Genomic DNA, 20,393 nt, shown 5'->3' with positions numbered 1-20,393 from the left:
CGTACGCGCAGTGTTGCAAGACCGACACAAAGTGCGGACGGGGGTACGGCACCGTCAGCGCCGCTGCGTAGGGTTCTGATCAACCGCGACTGCGCGGCAACAGGGGACGTTCGAGAGGGGAATCAGCGCGTGACCGTCAACATGACCAAGGGTCAGGCCATCAGTCTGCAGAAGAACGACGGGGGCAGCCTGACCGCGGTGCGCATGGGTCTCGGCTGGCAGGCGGCTCCCCGGCGCGGCCTGTTCGGCTCGCGTACGCGAGAGATCGACCTCGACGCGTCCGCCGTCCTGTTCGCGGACAAGCAGCCGGTCGACGTCGTCTTCTTCCGCCACCTGGTGAGTGACGACGGATCGGTGCGCCACACCGGCGACAACCTCGTCGGCGGTGTCGGCCAGGGCGGCGACGACGAGGCGATCCTCGTCGACCTCTCGCGTGTCCCGGTCCACGTCGACCAGATCGTCTTCACCGTGAACTCTTTCACGGGCCAGACGTTCCAGGAGGTGCAGAACGCGTTCTGCCGCCTGGTCGACGAGACCAACGGCCAGGAGCTCGCCCGCTACACGCTGGCCGGCGGCGGCCAGTACACGGCCCAGATCATGGCCAAGGTGCACCGCTCGGGGCCGGGCTGGACGATGACGGCCCTGGGCAACCCGGCCAACGGCCGCACCTTCCAGGACCTGATGCCGGCGATCCTGCCCGTCCTCTGAGGCCCCCGGGCCGAGCGGCCCGGGCAGCCGGCGAGCGGCACACGACACCAGACAACGACACAGGGGGACGAAGGCGATGACGGCCGAGCTGGTGCGGGGGCAGAACCACCCGCTCTCCCAGGTTCGTCTCGAGATCCGGATCTCGGCCGGCACGCCGATCGTGGCCGCGGCCGCGCTCAGTGACGAGAACGGCCGCATCCGCGGTGTGGAGTGGGTGGCTCACCCGGGCGCACCCACCCAGCCGGGGCTCGAGGTCTCCCGCCAGGCCGCAGCCGATCACCGCCTCGCGGTGGACCTGGACGCCGTGCCGGAGGCCGTCCACCGTGTCGGTGTGTTGCTCGCCCTGCCGTCGGGCGGGCCGGGGCCGGCCCGTTTCGGCGCCGTGGCCGCGCCGTTCGTCGCCGTCACCGGCCTCGACGGCGGCGAGATCGCCAGCTACACCATCACCGGTCTGGACACCGAGTCCGCAGTCGTCGCCCTGGAGCTGTACCGCCGGCAGGGAGCCTGGAAGGTGCGGGCGATCGGCCAGGGGTACGCGGGCGGCCTCGCCGAACTCCTCACCGACCAGGGCCTGCCGCAGGCTCGGCAGCTGGCCGGAGGCATCGACGACGCGGTGGCCCGGGGCCTGGCCCGCTCGGTGCAGGCGCCCCCGCCCCGTACGGCGGACGGCGACCGCTCCCGGCAGGCGGCGGCCCCGGCCCTCGGCCCGGACCAGGGCGGCACCGCCCCCCAGGGCGTACCCCCGATGTCCCCGTACGGTGGACAGACCCCCGGCGCGCCAGGGCAGCCCGCACCGCAGCCGTCGGCGTACTCGCCCGGCGCGCCGGACCCCTCCGCCGTCACCCAGCCCAACGTGCCCACCGCGGGCGGCGGCCCGATCGACTACAGCCATCCGCGCCGCCGGAACGCCGCCCCGCCCCCGCCTGCGCCCACCGCGCCCCCGGCCGCACCCGGGCAGCCCGCACAGCCCGTCGCGGGCGACGCGACCGGCTGGTCCATGGACGAGCGGCTCTACAACCAGGTGTGGGGCATGTTCGAGGACCTCGCCCGCACCACCGCCGCCTATCGCAGCGCCGTGGACTTCGCCGAGTCACGCATGGACAAGGAGCTGGAGCAGCTCCTGTCCGACCCGCGCAGCCGGATCGGTGGTCAGGGTGACGCCGCCCGTGAGGCGGCCCGGGCCCGGCACGCCCAGCTCGTCGCCCAGGCCAGGGAGGTCCTCGACCGGGACCTCGCCCAGCTGATGGCCGAGGCCGAGGTCGTCGAACCGGCCCTGCCGCCGGCGTACGCCCGCTGGGACAACCCCGTGTGGCACGCCTACCGCGTACCGATGGAGATCCCCATGGCCCTGCGCCTGGGCGACCTCCACCTCCCCGAGGCCGACCGCATCCGCATCCCGATGCTGGTCCGGCTGCCGCTGGAGCGCGGGCTGTGGATCGACAGCGGTCGGACCGCGTCGTCCGACGGTTCGCTCACCGACGGGCACGCCATGGGGCGTCTGGCCATGGAGACGGCGGTCGCGCACGCGGCCCGGCTGCTCGCCGTGTACCCGGCGGGCGACTTCACCGTCCACGTCATCGACCCGGCAGGTTCGGGAGCGCAGCCGCTGGCGCCCCTCGTCCAGACCGGTGTTCTCGCGGCCCCGCCCGCAGTCGGCGCCGCGGGGGTGGCCGACGCGCTGGCCCGGCTCACCCAGCGGGTCGACCTCGTGCAGATGGCGGTGCGGGGTGGCGCAGCCGACTCCCTCCCGCCGGGCTTCGACACCTCGCAGCAGCTGCTGATCGTCAACGACTTCCCGCACGGCTTCGACGACCGGGCCGTGAACCAGCTGCGCTACCTCGCCGACGAGGGTCCCGCCTTCGGCGTCCACCTGATGATGGTGGCCGACCGGGAGGAGTCCTCCGCCTACGGGCCGTTGCTCGACCCGCTGTGGCGTTCGCTGCTGCGACTGACCCCGGTGGCCGATGACCACCTGGCCGACCCGTGGGTCGGTCATGCCTGGACGTACGAGCCCTCGCTCGTGCCGCCGGGCAGCCAGGTCCTCCAGCAGGTGCTCACCCAGGTCGCGGCGGCCCGCACCAAGTACATGTAAAGCCCTCTGACCAGGGATTTTGGCCTTTCTTTTGCCAAGTGCTTTACCTGTTCTTGGTGATTGCGGTACTGTTGTCGGCACGGAGGGGAGTACTCCCTGTCTGCTGCGGCGTACCCGTCAATACGGATCAGGCCAGATCCCGGGGCGTCGGCCCATCCTTGGGTGGAAGAGACCTCCGGCAGCGACGACGCTGACATTTGCCGTTAACGACTGCCGGAGGCGCAGTGGATGTTTCCGTGACCCTATGGGTCCTGACGATCGTGGGCCTCGCCGCCCTGATCGCGGTCGACTTCTTCATCGGCCGCAAGCCGCACGACGTGTCGATCAAGGAAGCAGGAATCTGGACGGTCGTCTGGATCGTGCTCGCCGCGCTCTTCGGGCTCGGCCTGCTGATGTTCGGCGGCGGCCAGCCCGCCGGTGAGTTCTTCGCGGGCTTCATCACCGAGAAGTCGTTGAGCGTCGACAACCTCTTCGTCTTCGTCCTGATCATGGCGAAGTTCGCGGTGCCCTCGCAGTACCAACAGCGTGTGCTGCTGATCGGTGTCCTCATCGCCCTGGTCCTGCGGGCCATCTTCATCGCCGCCGGTGCGGCGATCCTCGCCAGCTTCGCGTGGGTGTTCTACATCTTCGGCGCCTTCCTCATCTGGACCGCCTGGAAGCTCATCCAGGAGGCCCGCGCGGACGAGGACGACGAGGACTGGGAGGAGAACAAGCTGCTCAAGGCCGCCGAGCGCCGCTTCGGTGTGGCCGACCGCTACCACGGCACCAAGCTGTGGATCCAGGAGAACGGCAAGCGGGTCATGACCCCGATGCTGGTCGTGATGCTCGCGATCGGCACCACCGACGTCCTGTTCGCGCTCGACTCCATCCCCGCGATCTTCGGCCTGACGCAGGACCCGTACATCGTCTTCACGGCCAACGCGTTCGCGCTGATGGGTCTGCGCCAGCTGTACTTCCTCATCGGCGGCCTGCTGAAGAAGCTGGTCCACCTCAGCTACGGCCTGTCGATCATCCTGGGCTTCATCGGCGTGAAGCTGGTGCTCCACGCGCTGCACGAGTCCGGGGTGCACGTCCCCGAGATCAGCATCCCGGTCTCGCTCGGCGTGATCTGCGCCGTCCTGATCGTCACCACGATCACCAGCCTGCGGGCCTCCAAGAAGCAGGCGGCGGCCGAGGCGGCGAAGGGGCAGAGCGGAAGCGCTCCGAAGGACAGCATCGACGTCTGACCACGTCGGACGCAGGAACAACCATCACCGGGACCGGTGCGCGGCGAATTGCCGACCACCGGTCCCGGTGCTTGTTTGTTCCTGAGCGCGTTCCCCGGTAGCCCCGCAGCCCGCTCGAGGGACCCGCACGACCGGAGTGCGGGCCCCCCGAGCGTCTGCGACGATCCCTCCATGACCGCTCGGCGCAGGCCGCTCACGGCGCAGTGGACGACCCTGGTGCCGTTGCTCGCGGCCGTGCTGCTGGTCCTCACCTGGGGGCGCGACCTGCCCGGCGTGATCGTCGCGCTGATGACCCTGGTCCTCGCGGGAGCCGTCCTGGCCGCCGTGCACCACGCCGAGGTGGTGGCGCACCGGGTCGGCGAGCCCTTCGGCTCCCTCGTGCTCGCCATCGCCGTCACGATCATCGAGGTCGCCCTCATCGTCACCCTGATGGTTGACGGCGGGGACAAGACCTCGACGCTGGCCCGCGACACGGTCTTCGCGGCCGTGATGATCACCTGCAACGGCATCGTCGGCCTCTGCCTCCTGGTCGCCTCCCTGCGGCACGGCACGGCCGTCTTCAACCCCGAGGGCACCGGCGCCGCGCTGGCGACCGTCGCGACCCTGGCGACGCTCAGCCTGGTCCTGCCGACGTTCACCACGAGCAAGCCCGGCCCGGAGTTCTCCACCGTCCAGCTGACCTTCGCCGCGCTCTCCTCACTGGTCCTGTACGGCCTGTTCGTCGCGACGCAGACCGTGCGGCACCGGGACTACTTCCTGCCGATCACCCGGCACGGCGAAGTGATCACCTCCGAGGAGCACGCCGAGGCACCGACCGCCCGCACCGCCCTGATCAGTCTCGGGCTGCTGGGCCTGGCGCTGATCGGCGTGGTCGGTCTGGCCAAGGGGGTGTCTCCCACCATCGAGTCCGGGGTGGAGGCCGCCGGTCTGCACCAGGCCGTCGTCGGCGTGATCATCGCGTTGCTGGTGCTGCTTCCGGAGACCATCGCCGCGCTGCGCTCCGCCCGGCGCGACCGCGTGCAGACCAGCCTGAACCTCGCCCTCGGCTCGGCCATGGCCAGCATCGGACTGACCATTCCCGCGGTCGCGCTCGCGTCCGTGTGGCTCTCCGGCCCGCTGGTGCTCGGCCTCGGTGCCACGCACATGGTGCTGCTCGCCCTGACCGTGGTGGTGGCCTCGCTGACCGTGGTGCCGGGCCGGGCCACGCCGCTCCAGGGCGGAGTCCATCTGGTGCTGTTCGCGGCGTATCTGGAGCTGGCCGTCAACCCGTAGCCGCCTCCGCCTCCGCCCCTGCCGCCACCGGAACCGGACGGGTCTCGGGCAGCAGCGCGAAGCACCCCAGGCTGAGCAGCGCGATCGCCGTCAGATACGCGGCCACGCCCCAGGGCACCCGCCCGCCCTGCTCGGCCAGCGCCGTCGCCACGATCGGGGTGAGTGCGCCGCCGATCACCCCGCCGAGGTTGTAGCCGACGGCGGCGCCCGTGCAGCGCACCCGCGGTGCGTACAGCTCGGGCAGATACGCCGCGATCACGGCGAACATCGTGATGAAGGAGAGCATCGCTCCGAGGAAGCCGAGGAACATCGGCAGCGGATCGCCGGTGGCGAGGAGAGCGACCATCGGGAACATCCACAGGGCGGCGCCCGCGCACCCCACGAGGCACAGGGGGCGCCGGCCGTAGCGATCGCCGAGCACCGCCGCCAGCGGCGTGAGCGCGCCCTTCACCACCACCGCGGCCATGATGCAGGTCAGCATGACGCTGCGGCTCACCCCGAGCTGTTCCGTGCCGTAGGCGAGCGACCAGGTCGTCACGGCGTAGAAGATCGCGTAGCCGATCGCGAGCGCCCCGCCGGTGAGCAGGAGCAGGCGCCAGTGGTCACGCAGGACCTCGGCGAGCGGCACGCGCGCGTGATCGTCCATCTCGAGGAAGCGGGGGCTCTCGGCGAGCGAGGAGCGCAGCCACAGTCCGACGACGGCCAGTACCCCCGCCGCCCAGAACGGCACGCGCCACCCCCACGCGGCGAACTGTGCCTCGGACAGCGTCGACGACAGCCCCAGCACCACACCGTTGGCGAGCAGGAATCCCAGCGCCGGCCCGACCTGAGGGAAGCTCGACCACAGCCCGCGCCGTCCGGCGGGCGCGTGCTCCACCGTCAGCAGCACCGCCCCGCCCCACTCCCCGCCGAGCCCGAGCCCCTGGAGGAAGCGCAGGACGAGGAGCAGCAGGGGAGCGGCCACGCCGATCGTGCCGTACGTCGGCACACAGCCCACCGCGACCGTGGAGGCGCCGGTGAGCAGCAGGGAGGCCACGAGGACCGGCCGCCGCCCCCTCCGGTCCCCGATGTGTCCGAAGAGCACCGACCCCAGCGGCCGGGCCACGAAGCCCACACCGAAGGTGGCGAAGGCGGCCAGCGTCCCCGCCACCGGCGAGAAGGTCGGGAAGAACAGCGGCCCCAGGATCAGGGCCGCCGCCGTCCCGTAGACGAAGAAGTCGTAGAACTCGATGGCCGTGCCGGCGAGGGAGGCGGCCGCGAGGCGCGGCATGGAGGGTGCCCTTACGGTGCGTACGTCGTGCATGCCGCGTCAACTACCCACGGTGACGGCGGGTTACGGGGGCGCGTGGAGGGCTTGGGGGGTCCTCAGTATGTGACCGTGATGCGCCGGGCCGGGCCGTCCACACGCGCCGTGCCCCCATCGGGATCACCGTGATAGACCGGCTGTGAGCAGCGGTCCGCCACGGGCCGCCCGAACGCGACCGGACCGGAGGAACCGTGCCCCGCACCCTGGCCAACGCCCCGATCATGATCCTCAACGGCCCCAACCTGAACCTGCTCGGCCAGCGCCAGCCGGAGATCTACGGCTCCGACACCCTCGCCGACGTCGAGGCCCTGTGCGCCAAGGCGGCGGCCGCGCACGGCGGTACGGTCGACTTCCGCCAGTCCAACCACGAGGGCGAACTGGTCGACTGGATCCACGAGGCGCGGCTGAACCACTGCGGGATCGTCATCAACCCGGGCGCCTACTCGCACACCTCCGTCGCCATCCTGGATGCGCTCAACACCTGCGACGGCATGCCGGTGTTGGAGGTCCACATCTCCAACATCCACAAGCGCGAGTCGTTCCGGCACCACTCCTACGTGTCGCTGCGCGCCGACGGGGTCATCGCGGGCTGCGGGGTGCAGGGGTACGTGTTCGGCGTGGAGCGGGTCGCGGCACTGGCGGGTGAGGGCAAGGCCGACACGTGAGCCGGTGCCGGTAAGCCTCGCCGGCCTGGCCGTCGCCCCTTACAGACGTCCCGCCTCCACGACCCGCCGCAGGAAGCGCCGAGTGCGCTCCTGCCGCGGCTCCCCGAAGACCTGCTCGGCCGTGCCGCGCTCATGCACCACACCGCCCTCCAGGAAGCACACCTGGTCGGCGACCTCCCGTGCGAAGCCCATCTCGTGCGTGGCCAGCACCATGGTCATGCCCTCGTCCTTCAGCCCGCGGACGACCGTGAGGACCTCGCCCACCAGCTCGGGGTCGAGGGCGGCGGTGATCTCGTCGAGCAGCAGCAGCCGGGGCCGGACGGCCAGGGCGCGGACGATCGCCGCCCGCTGCTGCTGCCCGCCGCTCAGCCGGTCCGGATACTCTCCCGCCTTCCCACCGAGACCGAGCCGCTCCAGCAGCTCACGCGCGCGTGCCTCGGCCTCGGCCCGGGGCACGCCGTGCACCCGGCGGGGAGCGAGTGTGACGTTCTCCAGGACCGTCATGTGCGGGAACAGGTTGTACGCCTGGAACACCACGCCGATCCGGCGCCGCACGGCGTCCTGGTCGACACGGGGGTCGGTGATCTCCTCGTCGTCCAGCCAGATCGCCCCGTCGTCGATCTCCTCCAGCAGGTTCGCGCACCGCAGCAGCGTGGACTTGCCGGAGCCGGACGCGCCGATCAGCGCGGTGACCGTGTGCGGCGCGACCTCCAGGTCGACGTCCCGCAGCACGACCGAGCCACCGAAGGTTTTGCGGACGGACTCCATCCGCAGTACGGGCGTCTCGCTCATGTGGCTCCTCCCTGGGCCCGACGGCGGTCCATCCGTGCGGTCACCCAGTCCGTGAAGCGGGTCATCGGGATGGTCAGCGCGACGAACACCAGACCGGCGACGATGTACGGCGTGTAGTTGAGGCTGCGGCCGACGATGATGTCGGCGGCCCGTACGGCGTCCACCGCCCCGCCGATCGACACCAGCCCGGTGTCCTTCTGCAGCGACACCAGGTCGTTCAGCAGCGGCGGCACCTGGCGGCGCACCGCCTGAGGCAGCACCACGTACCGCAGGGCCTGCCGGTTACTGAGCCCGAGTGAGCGGGCCGCGGCGCGCTGCGAGGGATGCACGGACTCGATGCCGGCCCGGAACACCTCGGCGACGTACGCCGAGTACGTGAGGGTGAGCGCCGTGCCGCCGAGGAGCACCGGGTCGACGGTCACCCCCTGGAGCCGCAGCGCCGGGACACCGAGGACGACGATCATCAGGTTGATGATCAGCGGGAGTCCCCGGAAGAAGTCCGTGTACGCGGCGGCCAGGGCCCGCAGCGGGAAGAACACCGGCCCGCGCAGGGTACGCGCGATGGCGATCAGCATGCCGAGGACGAGCACCGCGGCCCCGCAGACCAGCAGCAGCCGGACGTTCAGCCACAGCCCTTCGAGGACCTTGGGGAACGCCTCGCGCGCGTACCCCCAGTCGAAGAAGGTCTCCTTGGTGCGGGGCCAGCCCGGGGCGTTGACCACGACCAGGTAGAGGACGGCTCCGGTGACGAGGGTCGAGAGGGCGGCGACCGCAGTGGCGCGGCGAGCCCGGGCACGCTTGTACCGCTCGCGCTCGATCCGCCGCTGCGACGGGGCGTACGCGTCGCGCACGCCCTCCTTGCCGGAGTCCGCCCCGGGCGCATCTTCGGTGACCGTCACTTGAGGACCGGAGCGTCGACGGCGTCCGACAGCCACTGCTTCTCGACCTTCGCGAGCGTGCCGTCCTTCCGGAGCGCGTCCACGGCGTCCGTCACGCACGAGGTGAGGGCACTGCCCTTGTCGAGCACCAGACCGAACTGCTCCGGTGTGCCGCCCTGGTTCTCGAACTGGCCGACGATCGTCGCGTTCGTGACCTCGGCGCCGGTGATGTAGAAGGCGGTCGGCAGGTCGACCACGATGGCGTCGACCTGGCGGTTCTTCAGCGCGGACTTGGCCTGGTCGTTCTTGGCGAAGGCGGCCGCCCCCTGGGCCGGCTTCACCACGTCCTCGATGGAGGCGAGGCTGGTGGTGCCGACCTGGGCGCCCAGCTTGAGGCCCTTGAGGCCGGCGATGCTCGTGGCCTTCGAGGCCTTGGTGCCCTTGAGCGCGACGACGGCCTGGCGCACGTCGTAGTAGCCGGACGAGAAGTCCACGGCCTTCTTCCGCTCGGCGCTGACGGACACCTGGTTGATGTCGAAGTCGAAGGTCTTCTCGCCGGGCGCGAAGGCCTTGTTGAACGGGACGGTCTGCCAGACGACCTTGTCCTTGCCATAGCCGAGCTGCCGGGCGACGGCGTACGCGACCGCCGACTCGAATCCCTTGCCGTTCGCGGGGTCGTCGTCCTTGAACCAGGGCTCATAGGCGGGTTCGTCGGTGGCGATGGTCAGCCTGCCCGAGGCGCGGGTGGCCAACTCGCCCTTCTCGCACGTGTTTCCGCCGGACGCCGACGGCCGGTCCGAGGCCTCCGGCTGCGGTGCACAGCTCACTGCGGCGGCGAGGAGGACGACGGCCAGGGCAGCGCGGCGCAGGGCACGCGGGGCAGGATGCATGGCGGGAGATTGGCAGGTCACGGCCCCGTTTGTCGAGGTCACGGCAACAGATGTCCGGATGGTGGGAACGGGTGTTGCATTCGTGTGAACGCCCCCGGCGCACCGCCGTGTTCCGCAGACGCAGACGCAGACGCAGACGCAGACGCCGGGGCCGCCGGCCGAGGGCGGGGATCGACAGGCCGGCGGCCCATCCGCCCAGGAGCCGTCATCCTGCGCGGGGCTCCTCCCAGTTGACCGCTCAACCGGGGGAGAGGGGAGCGCATGTGCGACCCCGGCGTGTGCGAACGATTCACACGGGGCGCGTTGCGCGGCTCACCGCTCGACGCGTATGCGCCCCGCGCAGTCCTTCACCACCCGCGCGCGTGCCACTCCGGCAGATGCGGGCGCTCCGCGCCCAGTGAGGTGTCGTTGCCGTGCCCCGGGTAGACCCACGTCTCGTCCGGCAGGACGTCGAAGATCTTCGTCTCCACATCGTGGATGAGGCTGGCGAACGCCTTGGGATCCTTGTGGGTGTTGCCCACACCGCCCGGGAAGAGACAGTCCCCGGTGAACACATGGGGATGCCCGTGCGGGTCGTCGTAGACGAGAGCGATCGAACCGGGTGTGTGCCCGACCAGGTGGCGCGCGGTGAGTTCCACGCGCCCCACCCGGATGGTGTCCCCGTCGTCGACCGGCACATCGGTCCGTACGGGGATGCCCTCGGCGTCCTCGCGGCCCGCGTACGTGCGGGCACCGGTGGCCGCCACGACCTCGGCGAGCGCCTGCCAGTGGTCGCCGTGCCGGTGGGTCGTGACGACGGACGCGATGCCGTCGCCACCGATCATGCCCAGCAGGGTGTGCGCCTCGTTCGCGGCGTCGATCAGCAACTGCTCGTCCGTCGCCCGGCAGCGCAGCAGATAGGCGTTGTTGTTCATCGGACCCACCGCGATCTTGGTGATCATCAGGTCCTTGAGCTCGTGCACGTCGGCAGGCCCGCCGACCGTCACCTCGCCGCTGTACGTCATGTCCGCCAGCCTATAGCGGGGGCAGCGCCGGAAGCGGGCCGCCGTCCACCGTCAGCGCGGAGCCGCTGCGGCGTCCGGCCAGCCAGCCCAGCAGATCCGCCGGCGAGCCGGTGACGGTCACCTCGGCCCCCTCCTCCGTCTCCCGTCCGGTGCTCCACGCGCGCGTGCCGTCCGTGACGCGGGTGGCCGGTACGTCGGGGTGCCCGGCGAACCGGTCGGCCAGGAAGTCGATCTCCCGCTCGGTGAAGTCCTCCGGCAGATCCTCCAGCTCGTACCCGATCCCCAGGTCCACGTGGTGCAGCTCCACCTCCACCCACCGCCGGAACGGCACCCGGGACGCGGAGTCCGTGACTCCGTTGCGCAGCTCCACCGTCCGCGACCAGTCCGCCGGAGCGGCCCCGGTCTCCTGGAAGCGGGCCGCGCTCTCGCGCAGGTCGGTGAGCTGGATGTCGAGGGGGCGCGGGGCGTCCCGCTCGATGTCGCTGTCCCGGGCCTCGGCGGAGACATACATGGGACGGCCGGCGAGGACGTTCACGAGGGCGTCGGCATTGCGGGCGAGGTGGGCCAGGACATGGCCGCGGGTCCAGCCGGGCAGGCGTGACGGCTCCGTCACAGACGCGTTGTCCAGTTTGCCGACTGCGAGGAGCAGCCGCTCGGTCGCGTCACGTACAGACTCCAGGTCATGCGCGTGATCAATCATGGTGCTGACCCTAGCCCCGCCACACCTTCGGGTGAAGGTGGTGAACGAGTGCCGTAAATCGAATGCGCGTGCTATATGGTCGGACGTGGCGTCGGGCATGCTGGAGAGCCGGGGTTTGTTGGCAACCGTGAATCCGACCGGCGTTGTCAGTGGCTCCCCCTAGTCTGAGAAGGACGGGGGCCCCGCCCCTGTCACTTCTCTCAAGAAAGGTGCGGACCGGCGTGGCCGACCGTCTCATCGTTCGTGGAGCGCGCGAGCACAACCTCAAGAACGTCTCGCTCGACCTCCCGCGCGACTCGCTCATCGTCTTCACGGGCCTGTCGGGGTCGGGCAAGTCCTCGCTGGCCTTCGACACCATCTTCGCCGAGGGGCAGCGGCGCTACGTGGAGTCGCTCTCCTCGTACGCCCGGCAGTTCCTCGGCCAGATGGACAAGCCGGACGTCGACTTCATCGAAGGTCTGTCCCCGGCGGTCTCCATCGACCAGAAGTCGACCTCGCGCAACCCGCGCTCCACGGTCGGCACGATCACCGAGGTCTACGACTACCTGCGCCTGCTCTTCGCGCGCATCGGCAAGCCGCACTGCCCCGAGTGCGGCCGCCCGATCTCGCGCCAGTCGCCCCAGGCCATCGTCGACAAGGTCCTGGAGCTGCCCGAGGGCAGCCGCTTCCAGGTGCTCTCGCCGCTGGTGCGCGAGCGCAAGGGCGAGTTCGTCGACCTCTTCGCCGAGCTCCAGACCAAGGGCTACTCCCGCGCGCGTGTGGACGGCGAGACCATCCAGCTGTCGAACCCGCCGACGCTGAAGAAGCAGGAGAAGCACACCATCGAGGTGGTCGTCGACCGCCTCACGGTCAAGGAAGGCGCCAAGCGCCGCCTCACCGACTCCGTCGAGACGGCCCTCGGCCTGTCCGGCGGCATGGTCGTGCTCGACTTCGTCGACCTCCCCGAGGACGACCCCGAGCGCGAGCGCATGTACTCGGAGCACCTGTACTGCCCGTACGACGACCTCTCCTTCGAGGAGCTGGAGCCCCGCTCCTTCTCCTTCAACTCGCCCTTCGGCGCCTGCCCGGACTGCTCCGGCATCGGCACGCGCATGGAGGTCGACCCGGAGCTGATCGTCCCGGACGAGGACAAGAGCCTCGACGACGGCGCCATCCACCCCTGGTCGCACGGCCACACCAAGGACTATTTCGGCCGCCTCATCGGCGCCCTCGCCGACGCCCTGGGCTTCCGGACGGACATCCCCTTCGCGGGGCTGCCGCAGCGCGCCAAGAAGGCTCTGCTGAACGGCCACAAGACCCAGGTCGAGGTCCGCTACCGCAACCGGTACGGGCGCGAGCGCCGGTACACCACGGCCTTCGAGGGCGCCATCCCCTTCGTCAAGCGCCGGCACAGCGAGGCCGAGAGCGACGCCAGCCGCGAGCGCTTCGAGGGCTACATGCGCGAGGTGCCCTGCCCGACCTGTAAGGGCACGCGACTGAAGCCGATCGTCCTCGCGGTCACGATCATGGACAAGTCCATCGCGGAGGTCTCCGCGATGTCCATCAGCGACTGTGCCGACTTCCTGGGCGAGCTGAAGCTCTCCGCCCGCGACAAGAAGATCGCCGAGCGCGTCCTGAAGGAGGTCAACGAGCGGCTGCGCTTCCTGGTCGACGTCGGCCTGGACTACCTCTCGCTGAACCGCGCGGCCGGCACCCTCTCCGGCGGCGAGGCCCAGCGCATCCGCCTGGCCACCCAGATCGGCTCCGGCCTGGTCGGCGTCCTGTACGTCCTCGACGAGCCGTCCATCGGTCTGCACCAGCGCGACAACCACCGCCTGATCGAGACCCTGGTCCGGCTGCGCGACATGGGCAACACGCTCATCGTCGTCGAGCACGACGAGGACACCATCAAGACCGCCGACTGGATCGTCGACATCGGACCCGGCGCCGGTGAGCACGGCGGCAAGGTCGTGCACAGCGGCTCCCTGAAGGAGCTGCTCGCCAACGCCGAGTCGCAGACCGGTCAGTACCTGTCCGGCAAGAAGGCCATCCCGCTGCCCGACATCCGGCGCCCGCTGGACCCGTCCCGGCAGCTCACGGTGCACGGCGCCCGGGAGAACAACCTCCAGGACATCGACGTCTCGTTCCCGCTGGGCGTCTTCACCGCCGTCACCGGCGTGTCCGGCTCCGGCAAGTCGACCCTGGTCAACGACATCCTGTACACGCACCTGGCCCGCGAGCTGAACGGCGCGAGGAGCGTGCCCGGACGGCACACGCGCGTGGACGGCGACGACCTCGTCGACAAGGTCGTGCACGTCGACCAGTCACCCATCGGCCGCACCCCGCGCTCCAACCCGGCCACGTACACCGGCGTCTTCGACCACATCCGCAAGCTGTTCGCCGAGACCACCGAGGCGAAGGTCCGCGGCTACCTGCCCGGCCGCTTCTCCTTCAACGTCAAGGGCGGCCGCTGCGAGAACTGCTCGGGCGACGGCACCATCAAGATCGAGATGAACTTCCTCCCGGACGTCTACGTCCCGTGCGAGGTCTGCCACGGCGCCCGGTACAACCGGGAGACCCTGGAGGTCCACTACAAGGGCAAGTCCATCGCCGACGTCCTGAACATGCCGATCGAGGAGGCCACCGACTTCTTCGAGGCCGTTCCCTCGATCTCCCGCCACATGAAGACCCTGAAGGACGTCGGCCTCGGCTACGTCCGGCTCGGCCAGTCCGCGACCACCCTGTCCGGTGGCGAGGCCCAGCGCGTCAAGCTCGCCAGCGAACTCCAGCGCCGCTCCACCGGCCGCACGGTCTACGTCCTGGACGAGCCGACCACCGGTCTGCACTTCGAGGACATCAGCAAGCTGCTGACGGTCCTGTCCGGACTGGTCGACAAGGGCAACACGGTCATCGTCATCGAGCACAACCTCGACGTGATCAAGACCGCCGACTGGATCGTCGACATGGGCCCCGAGGGCGGCGCCGGCGGCGGCCTGGTCGTCGCCGAGGGCACACCCGAGCAGGTGGCGGGGGTCCCGGCCAGCCACACCGGCAAGTTCCTCCGCGAGGTCCTCGGCGCCGACCGCGTCAGCGACGCGTCCTCGGTGAAGGCCCCGCGCAAGAGGACGGCGAAGAAGACCGTCCCGGCACAGAAGACCGCCGGCAGTACGGTCAACAGCACCGCCGGCAAGAAGGCGGCGGCCAAGACCACCAAGACCGCCGCGAAGAAGACGACGCGAACGGCCAAGGGCTGAGAGCACCACCGACGCGCCGTGTCCCCCGGGCGACCACCTGGGGGACCCGGCGCGTCGGCATGCGTCCGTCAGCCGTTCTTCGGCTCCACGAACTGCATGTCGAGCTGGATCTTCACCACTTCGCCGAGCAGACCGGGGGCGAAGTCGAGCCCGAACTCGCTGCGCCGGATCTCGCCCGTCGCCTCGAACCCGGCGTGCCGGCTGCCGTCCATGGGCACATCGACCAGCCCGCCGAACTCCACGGCGAGCGTCACCGGCCGGGTCACCTCACCGATCGTCAGCTCGCCCTCCATCGTCCAGTCCTCGCCCGCGCCCGACACCCGCGTCGAGCGGTACGTCATCGTCGGGCGCTTCTCGACGTCGAGCAGGTCGGAGGCGCGTACGTGTGCGTCCCGGTCGGCGTTGCCGGTGTCGATCGAGGCCAGGTCGACGGTCGCGGAGATCCGGACGTCCTCGACCCGCTCCCCGACGTACAGCTCGGCCTCCAGCCGCTCGAAACGCCCCCGCACCTTGGCGATGCCCAGGTGGCGGACGGTGAAGTTCACGGAGGAGTGGAACGGGTCGAGGGCCCAGTTCCCCGGGGCCAGCGGCAGGGCGGTGGCGGAAGCGGCGGTGGTGGTGTCATGCGTCATGCCCTCCACCCTGAGGCCCGCGCGGCCCGTGAGGGAGACCGGCCGGAGCCTGGTAGTGGCAGGGCCACGATCCGCGCTCGCGCCCGATGTACGTTCGGCGGGTGAGCGACAACGAGTTGGGCGCCTTCCTGCGCACCTGGCGTGAGCCGTCAGCCCCGCCGAAGCGGGCCTGCCCACCGGTGCACGGCGCCGCACCCCGGGACTGCGGCGCTCCGAACTGGCCACGCTCGCCGGCATCAGCGTCGAGTACCTCACCCGGCTGGAACAGGGCCGCGACCGCAACCCGTCCGCCCAGGTGCTCGGTGCCCTGGCCGACGCCCTGAACCTGTCCCTGACCGACCGGGTGCTGCTGCGCCGCCTGACCAAGGAGGCGGACGGCGGAGATCCGCTGATCTGTGCGGCGGCCCCGTCCCTCAGCCGCACGGCGCGCCCCACCGTACGGGCCGTACTGGACCGCCTGGAGCCGGCCCCGGCCGTGGTGGTCAACTGGATCGGCGACGTCCTCGCGCACACGGCGGGCTACGAGCGGCTGGTCGGTCCCGTCGGCCTGCTCGACGACGAGCGGCCCAACCTGCTCCGGTACCTGTTCACCGACGCACGGGCCCGAGACGCCTACCGCGACTGGGACCGGGTGGCCGACGACCTCGTCGCCCGGCTGCGGCACGGCGTCCCCCTGCGGGACCCCTACCTCGCCGAGCTGGCCGACGAGCTGACGGTGACGGCGGGGGCGGACTTCGCCGACCGCTTCGCCGACCTGGCCCTGACGCCGCGGCGGACGGGTTCCCAGCATCTCGAACACCCGGAGGCCGGCTCGCTGCGGTTGCTGCACGAGACGCTGTCGCTGCCCGACGAGGGGCAGACCGTCGTCGTCCACCTGCCCGCGGACGAGGCCACGGCCGCCGCGCTGGACCGCCTCGACGGCCGCCGCCCCGGTGCGCTGAGGGCGGTGGGAGAGACGCGCTGAGCGATGCGGGCCGGGTGGTGGACCGTGGACCACTGCCCGGAGCCCGCTCGCGTCAGCCGTCCAGTTCGTGGGCGTACGGCGGTTCCGCGCCCGCCCGGGAGCAGGTGATCGCCGCCGCACGCGCCGCGAAGCCCAGCAGGTCCGACCAGCCGTCGGACCCCAGAGCGGCCAGCGCCTGCGGGCTGAGGGCGTCCCGCACCGCCAGCCCGTGCAGCAGCGCGGCGTTGACGGTGTCACCGGCCCCGATCGTGTCCACGACCTCCACCCGCTCGCCCGGCACGGTGTACTCACCGCCGTCGGCGGTGTAGGCGGTCAGCCCCTCGCCGCCCCTGGTGATCACGACCGCCGCCGGGCCGGCCGCCAGCCACTCCCGCGGGGTGCCGCCGAGCCACTCGGCGTCCTCCGCCGACAGCTTCAGCAGCGACACCGACGGCAGCCAGCTCTTGAACCGCGCCCGGTAGGCGTCCGCGTCCGGGATCAGCCCGGCCCTGATGTTCGGGTCGAGCGCGGTGAACACGCCCTGCCCGGCCGCCGTGCGCATCAGTTCCTCGTACGCGCTCGCCCCCGGCTCCAGCACCAGCGAACAGGTGCCGAAGGAGACCGCCCGGGTTCCGGACGGCAGCGCGGAGGACGCCGTGAACTCCCGGTCCGCCGTCCCGTCGACGTAGAAGGAGTACGCCGCCGAGCCGTCCTCGCCGACCGTGGCGACGGCGAGTGTCGTGGGCTCGGAGCCCCGCTGCACCGACGACACGTCCACTCCGGTCCCGCGTAGCCGGTCCAGCAGGGCCTCCCCGAAGGCGTCGTGGGAGACCCGGGAGCAGAAGGCGGCCGGGGAGCCGAGGCGGCCCAGCGCCACCGCCGTGTTGTAGGGGCCGCCGCCGAGCGCCGGCTGGAGTGCCGCCAGGGCCCCCGTGCCCTGCGGTACCAGGTCGATCAGTGCCTCACCGGCGACGACGATCACGACAGGGTTCCTTCCTCGGAGGGTTCGGGGCAGCCGCACGAGGTGCGGTGGACGAAGGTGCAGGGCAGCCGCACGGTCCGGGCAGGCCGCTCCGGCTCGGCGAGACGCTCCAGGAGCACGCGTACGGCCCGGGCGCCGATCTCCTTGCTGGGCTGCGCGATCGTGGTGAGCCGGGGCGAGAAGAGGTCCGCCCAGGCGAAGTCGTCGAAGCAGCACAGCGCGATGTCGCCGGGCACGGAGAGGCCGTGGGAGCGCAGGGCACGCAGCGCGCCGATGGTCATCGCGTTGTTGCCGGTGACCAGCGCGGTCGGCGGCACGGCGAGGGACAGCAGGGCGTCGGTGGCCTGTTCGGCGCCGGCCGACTCCGAGTGGCCGTGCACCAGGAGCCGCTCCTCGTAGGGGAGCCCCGCGAAGGCGAGTCCGCTCCGGTAGCCGGTGATCCGCTCGCTCGTGGTGCTGAGCCCGGGCAGCCCCGCGACCATTCCGATCCGCCGGTGGCCGAGCCCGGCGAGGTGGGTGACCAGCCGTGACGTCGGTTCGGCGTTGTCGGCGCAGACCTGGTCGATGCGCGGGCCGCCGTCCGTCTCGGGGGTGCCGACGAGCCGGTCGAGGAACACGGCGGGCACATCGTGCCGCCCCAGGTACGCGAGCAGCCCGCGCGGATCCGCGGAGGGCGCCACGATCATGCCGTCCACCCGGCGCTCGTGGAGCAGCTGGACGACCTTGCGCTCGTGGTCGGGGTCGTCGTGCGGAGCGGCGATGAGCAGGCTGTAGCCGGCCTCCAGCGCGGCGGCCTCGACGCCCTGGAGGATCTCCGTGAAGTACGGGTTGCTGACGGCCGACACCGCCAGCCCGATGGAGCGGGTGCGGGACGTCACCAGGGAACGGGCCAGTGTGTTCGTGGTGTAGCCGAGCTCCTCCACGGCGTCCAGGACCGCCTGGCGGGTGTGCGGCAGCACCGGCCGCGTGCCGTTCAGCACGTGCGACACCGTGGCCACCGAGACACCGGCGCTCCGTGCGACGTCGGCCATGGTCGCCATGGCGTTCCCTCCTCGCTTCCGGCGAGGAACGTACCGCATCCCAGACCGGACGTAAACGTTTGCGCAAGCGTTTACGTCCCGCTGGCCCCCGGGACAGGGGGAGGAGCCCCATGGGGAGACCGTGGGGAGACCCCGAGGGGGAGAGACCCCGGGGGAGAGAGACCCCGGGGGGAGAGAGGCCCCGGGGGCGAGATGCTGAACCGGACCCGGCCGGCTACTCCCAGTCCCAGCCGATCCCCACGAACCCGGCCCGCACCCGCGGCTCGACCAGGTGCACCGACCGATACCGCCCACTCAGCGCCAGCTCCTGGCACCCGGTGCGCGGGGCCGCCGTCGTCTGCTGGGCGAACCGGTGGCAGCGCAGTGGGACGGCGCCCGCGTCGAAGCACACCTGGAGCGCGTACTGGCCGCCGGGGGAGTCGAAGCCGCGGACGTACTCGCGTGACACGTCCGCCGTGCCGTCCTCGACCCCGAAGCGGAACAGGAACGTGTCCCCGGCCCGCAGCCGGGTGTCGAAGAGCAGCTCGGCCGCGAGCAGACCGGTGTCGTCGTGCCAACGGACGCGTCCCGTCCGGCAGTTCTCCAGGGCGTGCACCCGCATGCGCTCCGGCACGGCTCCCCGGTCGCCGTGGTGGACGGCCACGAAGCGGTCGACGCCGTCCCGGTGGGCGCGCACGATGTGGTGCGACTCGCGCTCGGCCAATTCGCGCCGCGCCCCGATCCGGAGCCGCTCGTGGTGCCCGAGGGTGTGCAGGCCGCCGTCCGGCGGGCAGTCCAGCTCGGCCAGCAGCTGGTCCAGGACCCCCGAGGCCTCGACGAGGGAGCGGTAGGACCGGGCTGACGACCGCTGCCCGGACGGGCTCTCGCCGGACTCGGCGAGCAGCCGGAGCAGCGACTCCTCGGGCAGCTCCAGGATCTCCTCCAGCGCCCGTACGGCCCGCAGCGACTCGGGGCGCTGCGGGCGCCTGGCGCCCTGCTGCCAGTAACTCAGGCTGGTGACGCCGACCTTCACGCCGTGGCGGGACAGATGGTGCTGCACGCGTTGCAGCGGCAGCCCGCGGGCGGCGATCGCGGCACGCAGGGCGACGTGGAAGGGGCCGCCTCGCAGGGCCGAGTCCAGTTCCGTGGTGGCGACGTCCGCGTGCTGGGGGGCGTGCGGCATGCAGGGGCCTCTTCTCTGAGTCGGCAACGGCTGGTCAGACCGTTCGCACGGGGCGGTCCCGCCGGCGCAGGGCAGGTCTTCACATCCGTACGCCGTCGTTCAGCGCCCCGAGTTCCCCCGCATTGAAGCGTGTTGATCTGGTCCCGACAACACCTGATGCCGGACAGTGACGTACTCCCGGCCGGGCCGCCCGGGCATACGAAACGCCCGGGGCGGGCACCCCGGGCGTTCGCGGCAGACCCGTGAGCTTCTAGGAGTGGTCGTTTCCGCCCTGTTCCCGGAGGGCCAGACGCTTGGCCCGCGCGATGTCGGGATCGCGCGGGTCCAGGGCGTCGCGCAGTGCCAACGGCTCGTCCGTGTACCGGCGCGCACGGGCCGCCCGCCGGGTTTTCTCGATCCGCATCCGCTTCATCCGCGCAGCCCTCCGACCCGTGGCCCGCCCGTTCCGCACCGGGAACGGCGGTCCGCACCGACAACCTGTGCCTGCACCGGGACGGGCTCCGTCCGCCGGACGTCGCCGTGTCCCGTGGGTGAGCCCCATTCCCGCTCCCGGCGGGCCGTAACCCCGGGGCGGCGCATGCCGTTGGAAACTGCCGCGCCGTCCGGCCTGTGATCGTGTCCCGCGGCCCCGCCGGACTGTCGGTGCTCGCCAGTAGGGTGTGAGACATGGCCGACCCCTCCAGCTACCGCCCCAAACCGGGTGAGATCCCCGACTCACCGGGGGTCTACAGGTTCCGCGACGAGCACCGCCGGGTGATCTACGTCGGGAAGGCGAAGAGCCTGCGCCAGCGCCTGGCGAACTACTTCCAGGACCTGGCGGGCCTGCACCCCCGCACCACAGCAAGCATGGTCACCACGGCCGCGTCCG

At 71.3% G+C, this 20,393-nt stretch carries 19 protein-coding genes; 8 read left to right on the top strand and 11 right to left on the bottom strand.

Annotation, left to right across the window (positions count from 1 at the left end; all coding sequences use genetic code 11):
- Window positions 1-129 precede the first annotated feature (129 nt).
- The 4 genes from SSQG_RS09330 to SSQG_RS09315 all read left to right on the top strand — a co-directional run bounded on the left by SSQG_RS09330 (window position 130) and on the right by SSQG_RS09315 (window position 5,298).
- Window positions 130-708, top strand: coding sequence for a TerD family protein (locus SSQG_RS09330; protein ID WP_003989488.1), 579 nt, complete (start codon window positions 130-132; stop codon window positions 706-708).
- A 76-nt stretch (window positions 709-784) separates the two neighbouring features.
- Entirely contained in the window at window positions 785-2,800 is a 2,016-nt protein-coding gene (locus SSQG_RS09325) for a TerD family protein (protein ID WP_003989487.1), read from the top strand.
- A 224-nt stretch (window positions 2,801-3,024) separates the two neighbouring features.
- On the top strand, window positions 3,025-4,026 hold the full coding sequence (locus tag SSQG_RS09320; RefSeq protein WP_003989486.1) for a TerC/Alx family metal homeostasis membrane protein: 1,002 nt from the start codon (window positions 3,025-3,027) through the stop codon (window positions 4,024-4,026).
- A 171-nt stretch (window positions 4,027-4,197) separates the two neighbouring features.
- Window positions 4,198-5,298 carry a calcium:proton antiporter gene (locus SSQG_RS09315; protein WP_003989485.1) on the top strand — a complete coding sequence of 367 codons (1,101 nt, stop codon included), beginning with the start codon at window positions 4,198-4,200 and terminating at the stop codon, window positions 5,296-5,298.
- Here the strand turns inward: SSQG_RS09315 and SSQG_RS09310 are convergent.
- Window positions 5,288-6,568 carry an MFS transporter gene (locus SSQG_RS09310; protein ID WP_039932213.1) on the bottom strand — a complete coding sequence of 427 codons (1,281 nt, stop codon included), beginning with the start codon at window positions 6,566-6,568 and terminating at the stop codon, window positions 5,288-5,290. The two genes, SSQG_RS09315 and SSQG_RS09310, sit on opposite strands and share 11 nt — an antisense overlap.
- Window positions 6,569-6,795: 227 nt before the next feature.
- Between SSQG_RS09310 and aroQ the strand changes: the two genes are divergently transcribed.
- Window positions 6,796-7,269: a type II 3-dehydroquinate dehydratase gene (gene aroQ / locus SSQG_RS09305; protein ID WP_003989483.1), complete on the top strand. Its 474-nt coding sequence runs from the start codon at window positions 6,796-6,798 to the stop codon at window positions 7,267-7,269.
- 39 nt (window positions 7,270-7,308) lie between these two features.
- Here aroQ and SSQG_RS09300 read toward each other — a convergent pair whose 3' ends face one another.
- From SSQG_RS09300 to SSQG_RS09280, 5 genes are all read right to left on the bottom strand, one after another.
- Window positions 7,309-8,061, bottom strand: coding sequence for an amino acid ABC transporter ATP-binding protein (locus SSQG_RS09300; protein ID WP_003989482.1), 753 nt, complete (start codon window positions 8,059-8,061; stop codon window positions 7,309-7,311).
- Entirely contained in the window at window positions 8,058-8,960 is a 903-nt protein-coding gene (locus tag SSQG_RS09295; RefSeq protein ID WP_003989481.1) for an amino acid ABC transporter permease, read from the bottom strand. The genes SSQG_RS09300 and SSQG_RS09295 overlap by 4 nt, the downstream gene beginning before the upstream one ends.
- A complete protein-coding gene (locus tag SSQG_RS09290; RefSeq protein WP_039932210.1) occupies window positions 8,957-9,829 on the bottom strand; it encodes an ABC transporter substrate-binding protein in 873 nt (290 codons plus the stop codon). The genes SSQG_RS09295 and SSQG_RS09290 overlap by 4 nt, the downstream gene beginning before the upstream one ends.
- Before the next feature lie 347 nt (window positions 9,830-10,176).
- Entirely contained in the window at window positions 10,177-10,833 is a 657-nt protein-coding gene (locus SSQG_RS09285; RefSeq protein WP_003989479.1) for an MBL fold metallo-hydrolase, read from the bottom strand.
- 10 nt (window positions 10,834-10,843) lie between these two features.
- The gene (locus SSQG_RS09280) at window positions 10,844-11,533 is read right to left on the bottom strand and encodes a maleylpyruvate isomerase family mycothiol-dependent enzyme (protein ID WP_003989478.1); all 690 of its coding nucleotides are present in this window, start codon (window positions 11,531-11,533) and stop codon (window positions 10,844-10,846) included.
- Between the two features lie 221 nt (window positions 11,534-11,754).
- On the opposite strand from SSQG_RS09280, the gene uvrA reads away from it, so the two are divergent.
- Window positions 11,755-14,766 (top strand): excinuclease ABC subunit UvrA, encoded by a 3,012-nt coding sequence (uvrA, locus tag SSQG_RS09275; protein ID WP_039934904.1) that lies wholly within the window; start codon window positions 11,755-11,757, stop codon window positions 14,764-14,766.
- A 68-nt stretch (window positions 14,767-14,834) separates the two neighbouring features.
- On the opposite strand, the gene SSQG_RS09270 is transcribed toward uvrA, so the two are convergent.
- Window positions 14,835-15,398, bottom strand: coding sequence for a YceI family protein (locus SSQG_RS09270; RefSeq protein WP_039932208.1), 564 nt, complete (start codon window positions 15,396-15,398; stop codon window positions 14,835-14,837).
- A gap of 169 nt (window positions 15,399-15,567) precedes the next feature.
- Between SSQG_RS09270 and SSQG_RS09265 the strand changes: the two genes are divergently transcribed.
- Entirely contained in the window at window positions 15,568-16,362 is a 795-nt protein-coding gene (locus tag SSQG_RS09265) for a helix-turn-helix domain-containing protein (protein WP_106434155.1), read from the top strand.
- Window positions 16,363-16,414: 52 nt separating this feature from the next.
- Here SSQG_RS09265 and SSQG_RS09260 read toward each other — a convergent pair whose 3' ends face one another.
- The 4 genes from SSQG_RS09260 to SSQG_RS41730 form a co-directional block, all read right to left on the bottom strand.
- Window positions 16,415-17,323: a carbohydrate kinase family protein gene (locus SSQG_RS09260; RefSeq protein ID WP_003989474.1), complete on the bottom strand. Its 909-nt coding sequence runs from the start codon at window positions 17,321-17,323 to the stop codon at window positions 16,415-16,417.
- The gene (locus tag SSQG_RS09255; RefSeq protein WP_003989473.1) at window positions 17,320-18,363 is read right to left on the bottom strand and encodes a LacI family DNA-binding transcriptional regulator; all 1,044 of its coding nucleotides are present in this window, start codon (window positions 18,361-18,363) and stop codon (window positions 17,320-17,322) included. The genes SSQG_RS09260 and SSQG_RS09255 overlap by 4 nt, the downstream gene beginning before the upstream one ends.
- 214 nt (window positions 18,364-18,577) lie before the next feature.
- Window positions 18,578-19,525, bottom strand: a complete 948-nt coding sequence (locus SSQG_RS09250) for a hypothetical protein (protein WP_003989472.1) — start codon at window positions 19,523-19,525, stop codon at window positions 18,578-18,580.
- Between the two features lie 250 nt (window positions 19,526-19,775).
- Window positions 19,776-19,928, bottom strand: coding sequence for a hypothetical protein (locus tag SSQG_RS41730; RefSeq protein WP_167545761.1), 153 nt, complete (start codon window positions 19,926-19,928; stop codon window positions 19,776-19,778).
- Between the two features lie 263 nt (window positions 19,929-20,191).
- Here SSQG_RS41730 and SSQG_RS40895 point away from each other — a divergent pair.
- A partial coding sequence (locus SSQG_RS40895; protein ID WP_039932207.1) for a GIY-YIG nuclease family protein occupies window positions 20,192-20,393 on the top strand: 202 nt, incomplete at its 3' end.

Origin of the sequence: Streptomyces viridochromogenes DSM 40736 (assembly GCF_000158955.1) — a bacterium.
GTDB classification, from domain to species: Bacteria; Actinomycetota; Actinomycetes; order Streptomycetales; family Streptomycetaceae; genus Streptomyces; species Streptomyces venetus.
This window is presented reverse-complemented; position numbering and strand designations above follow the sequence as displayed.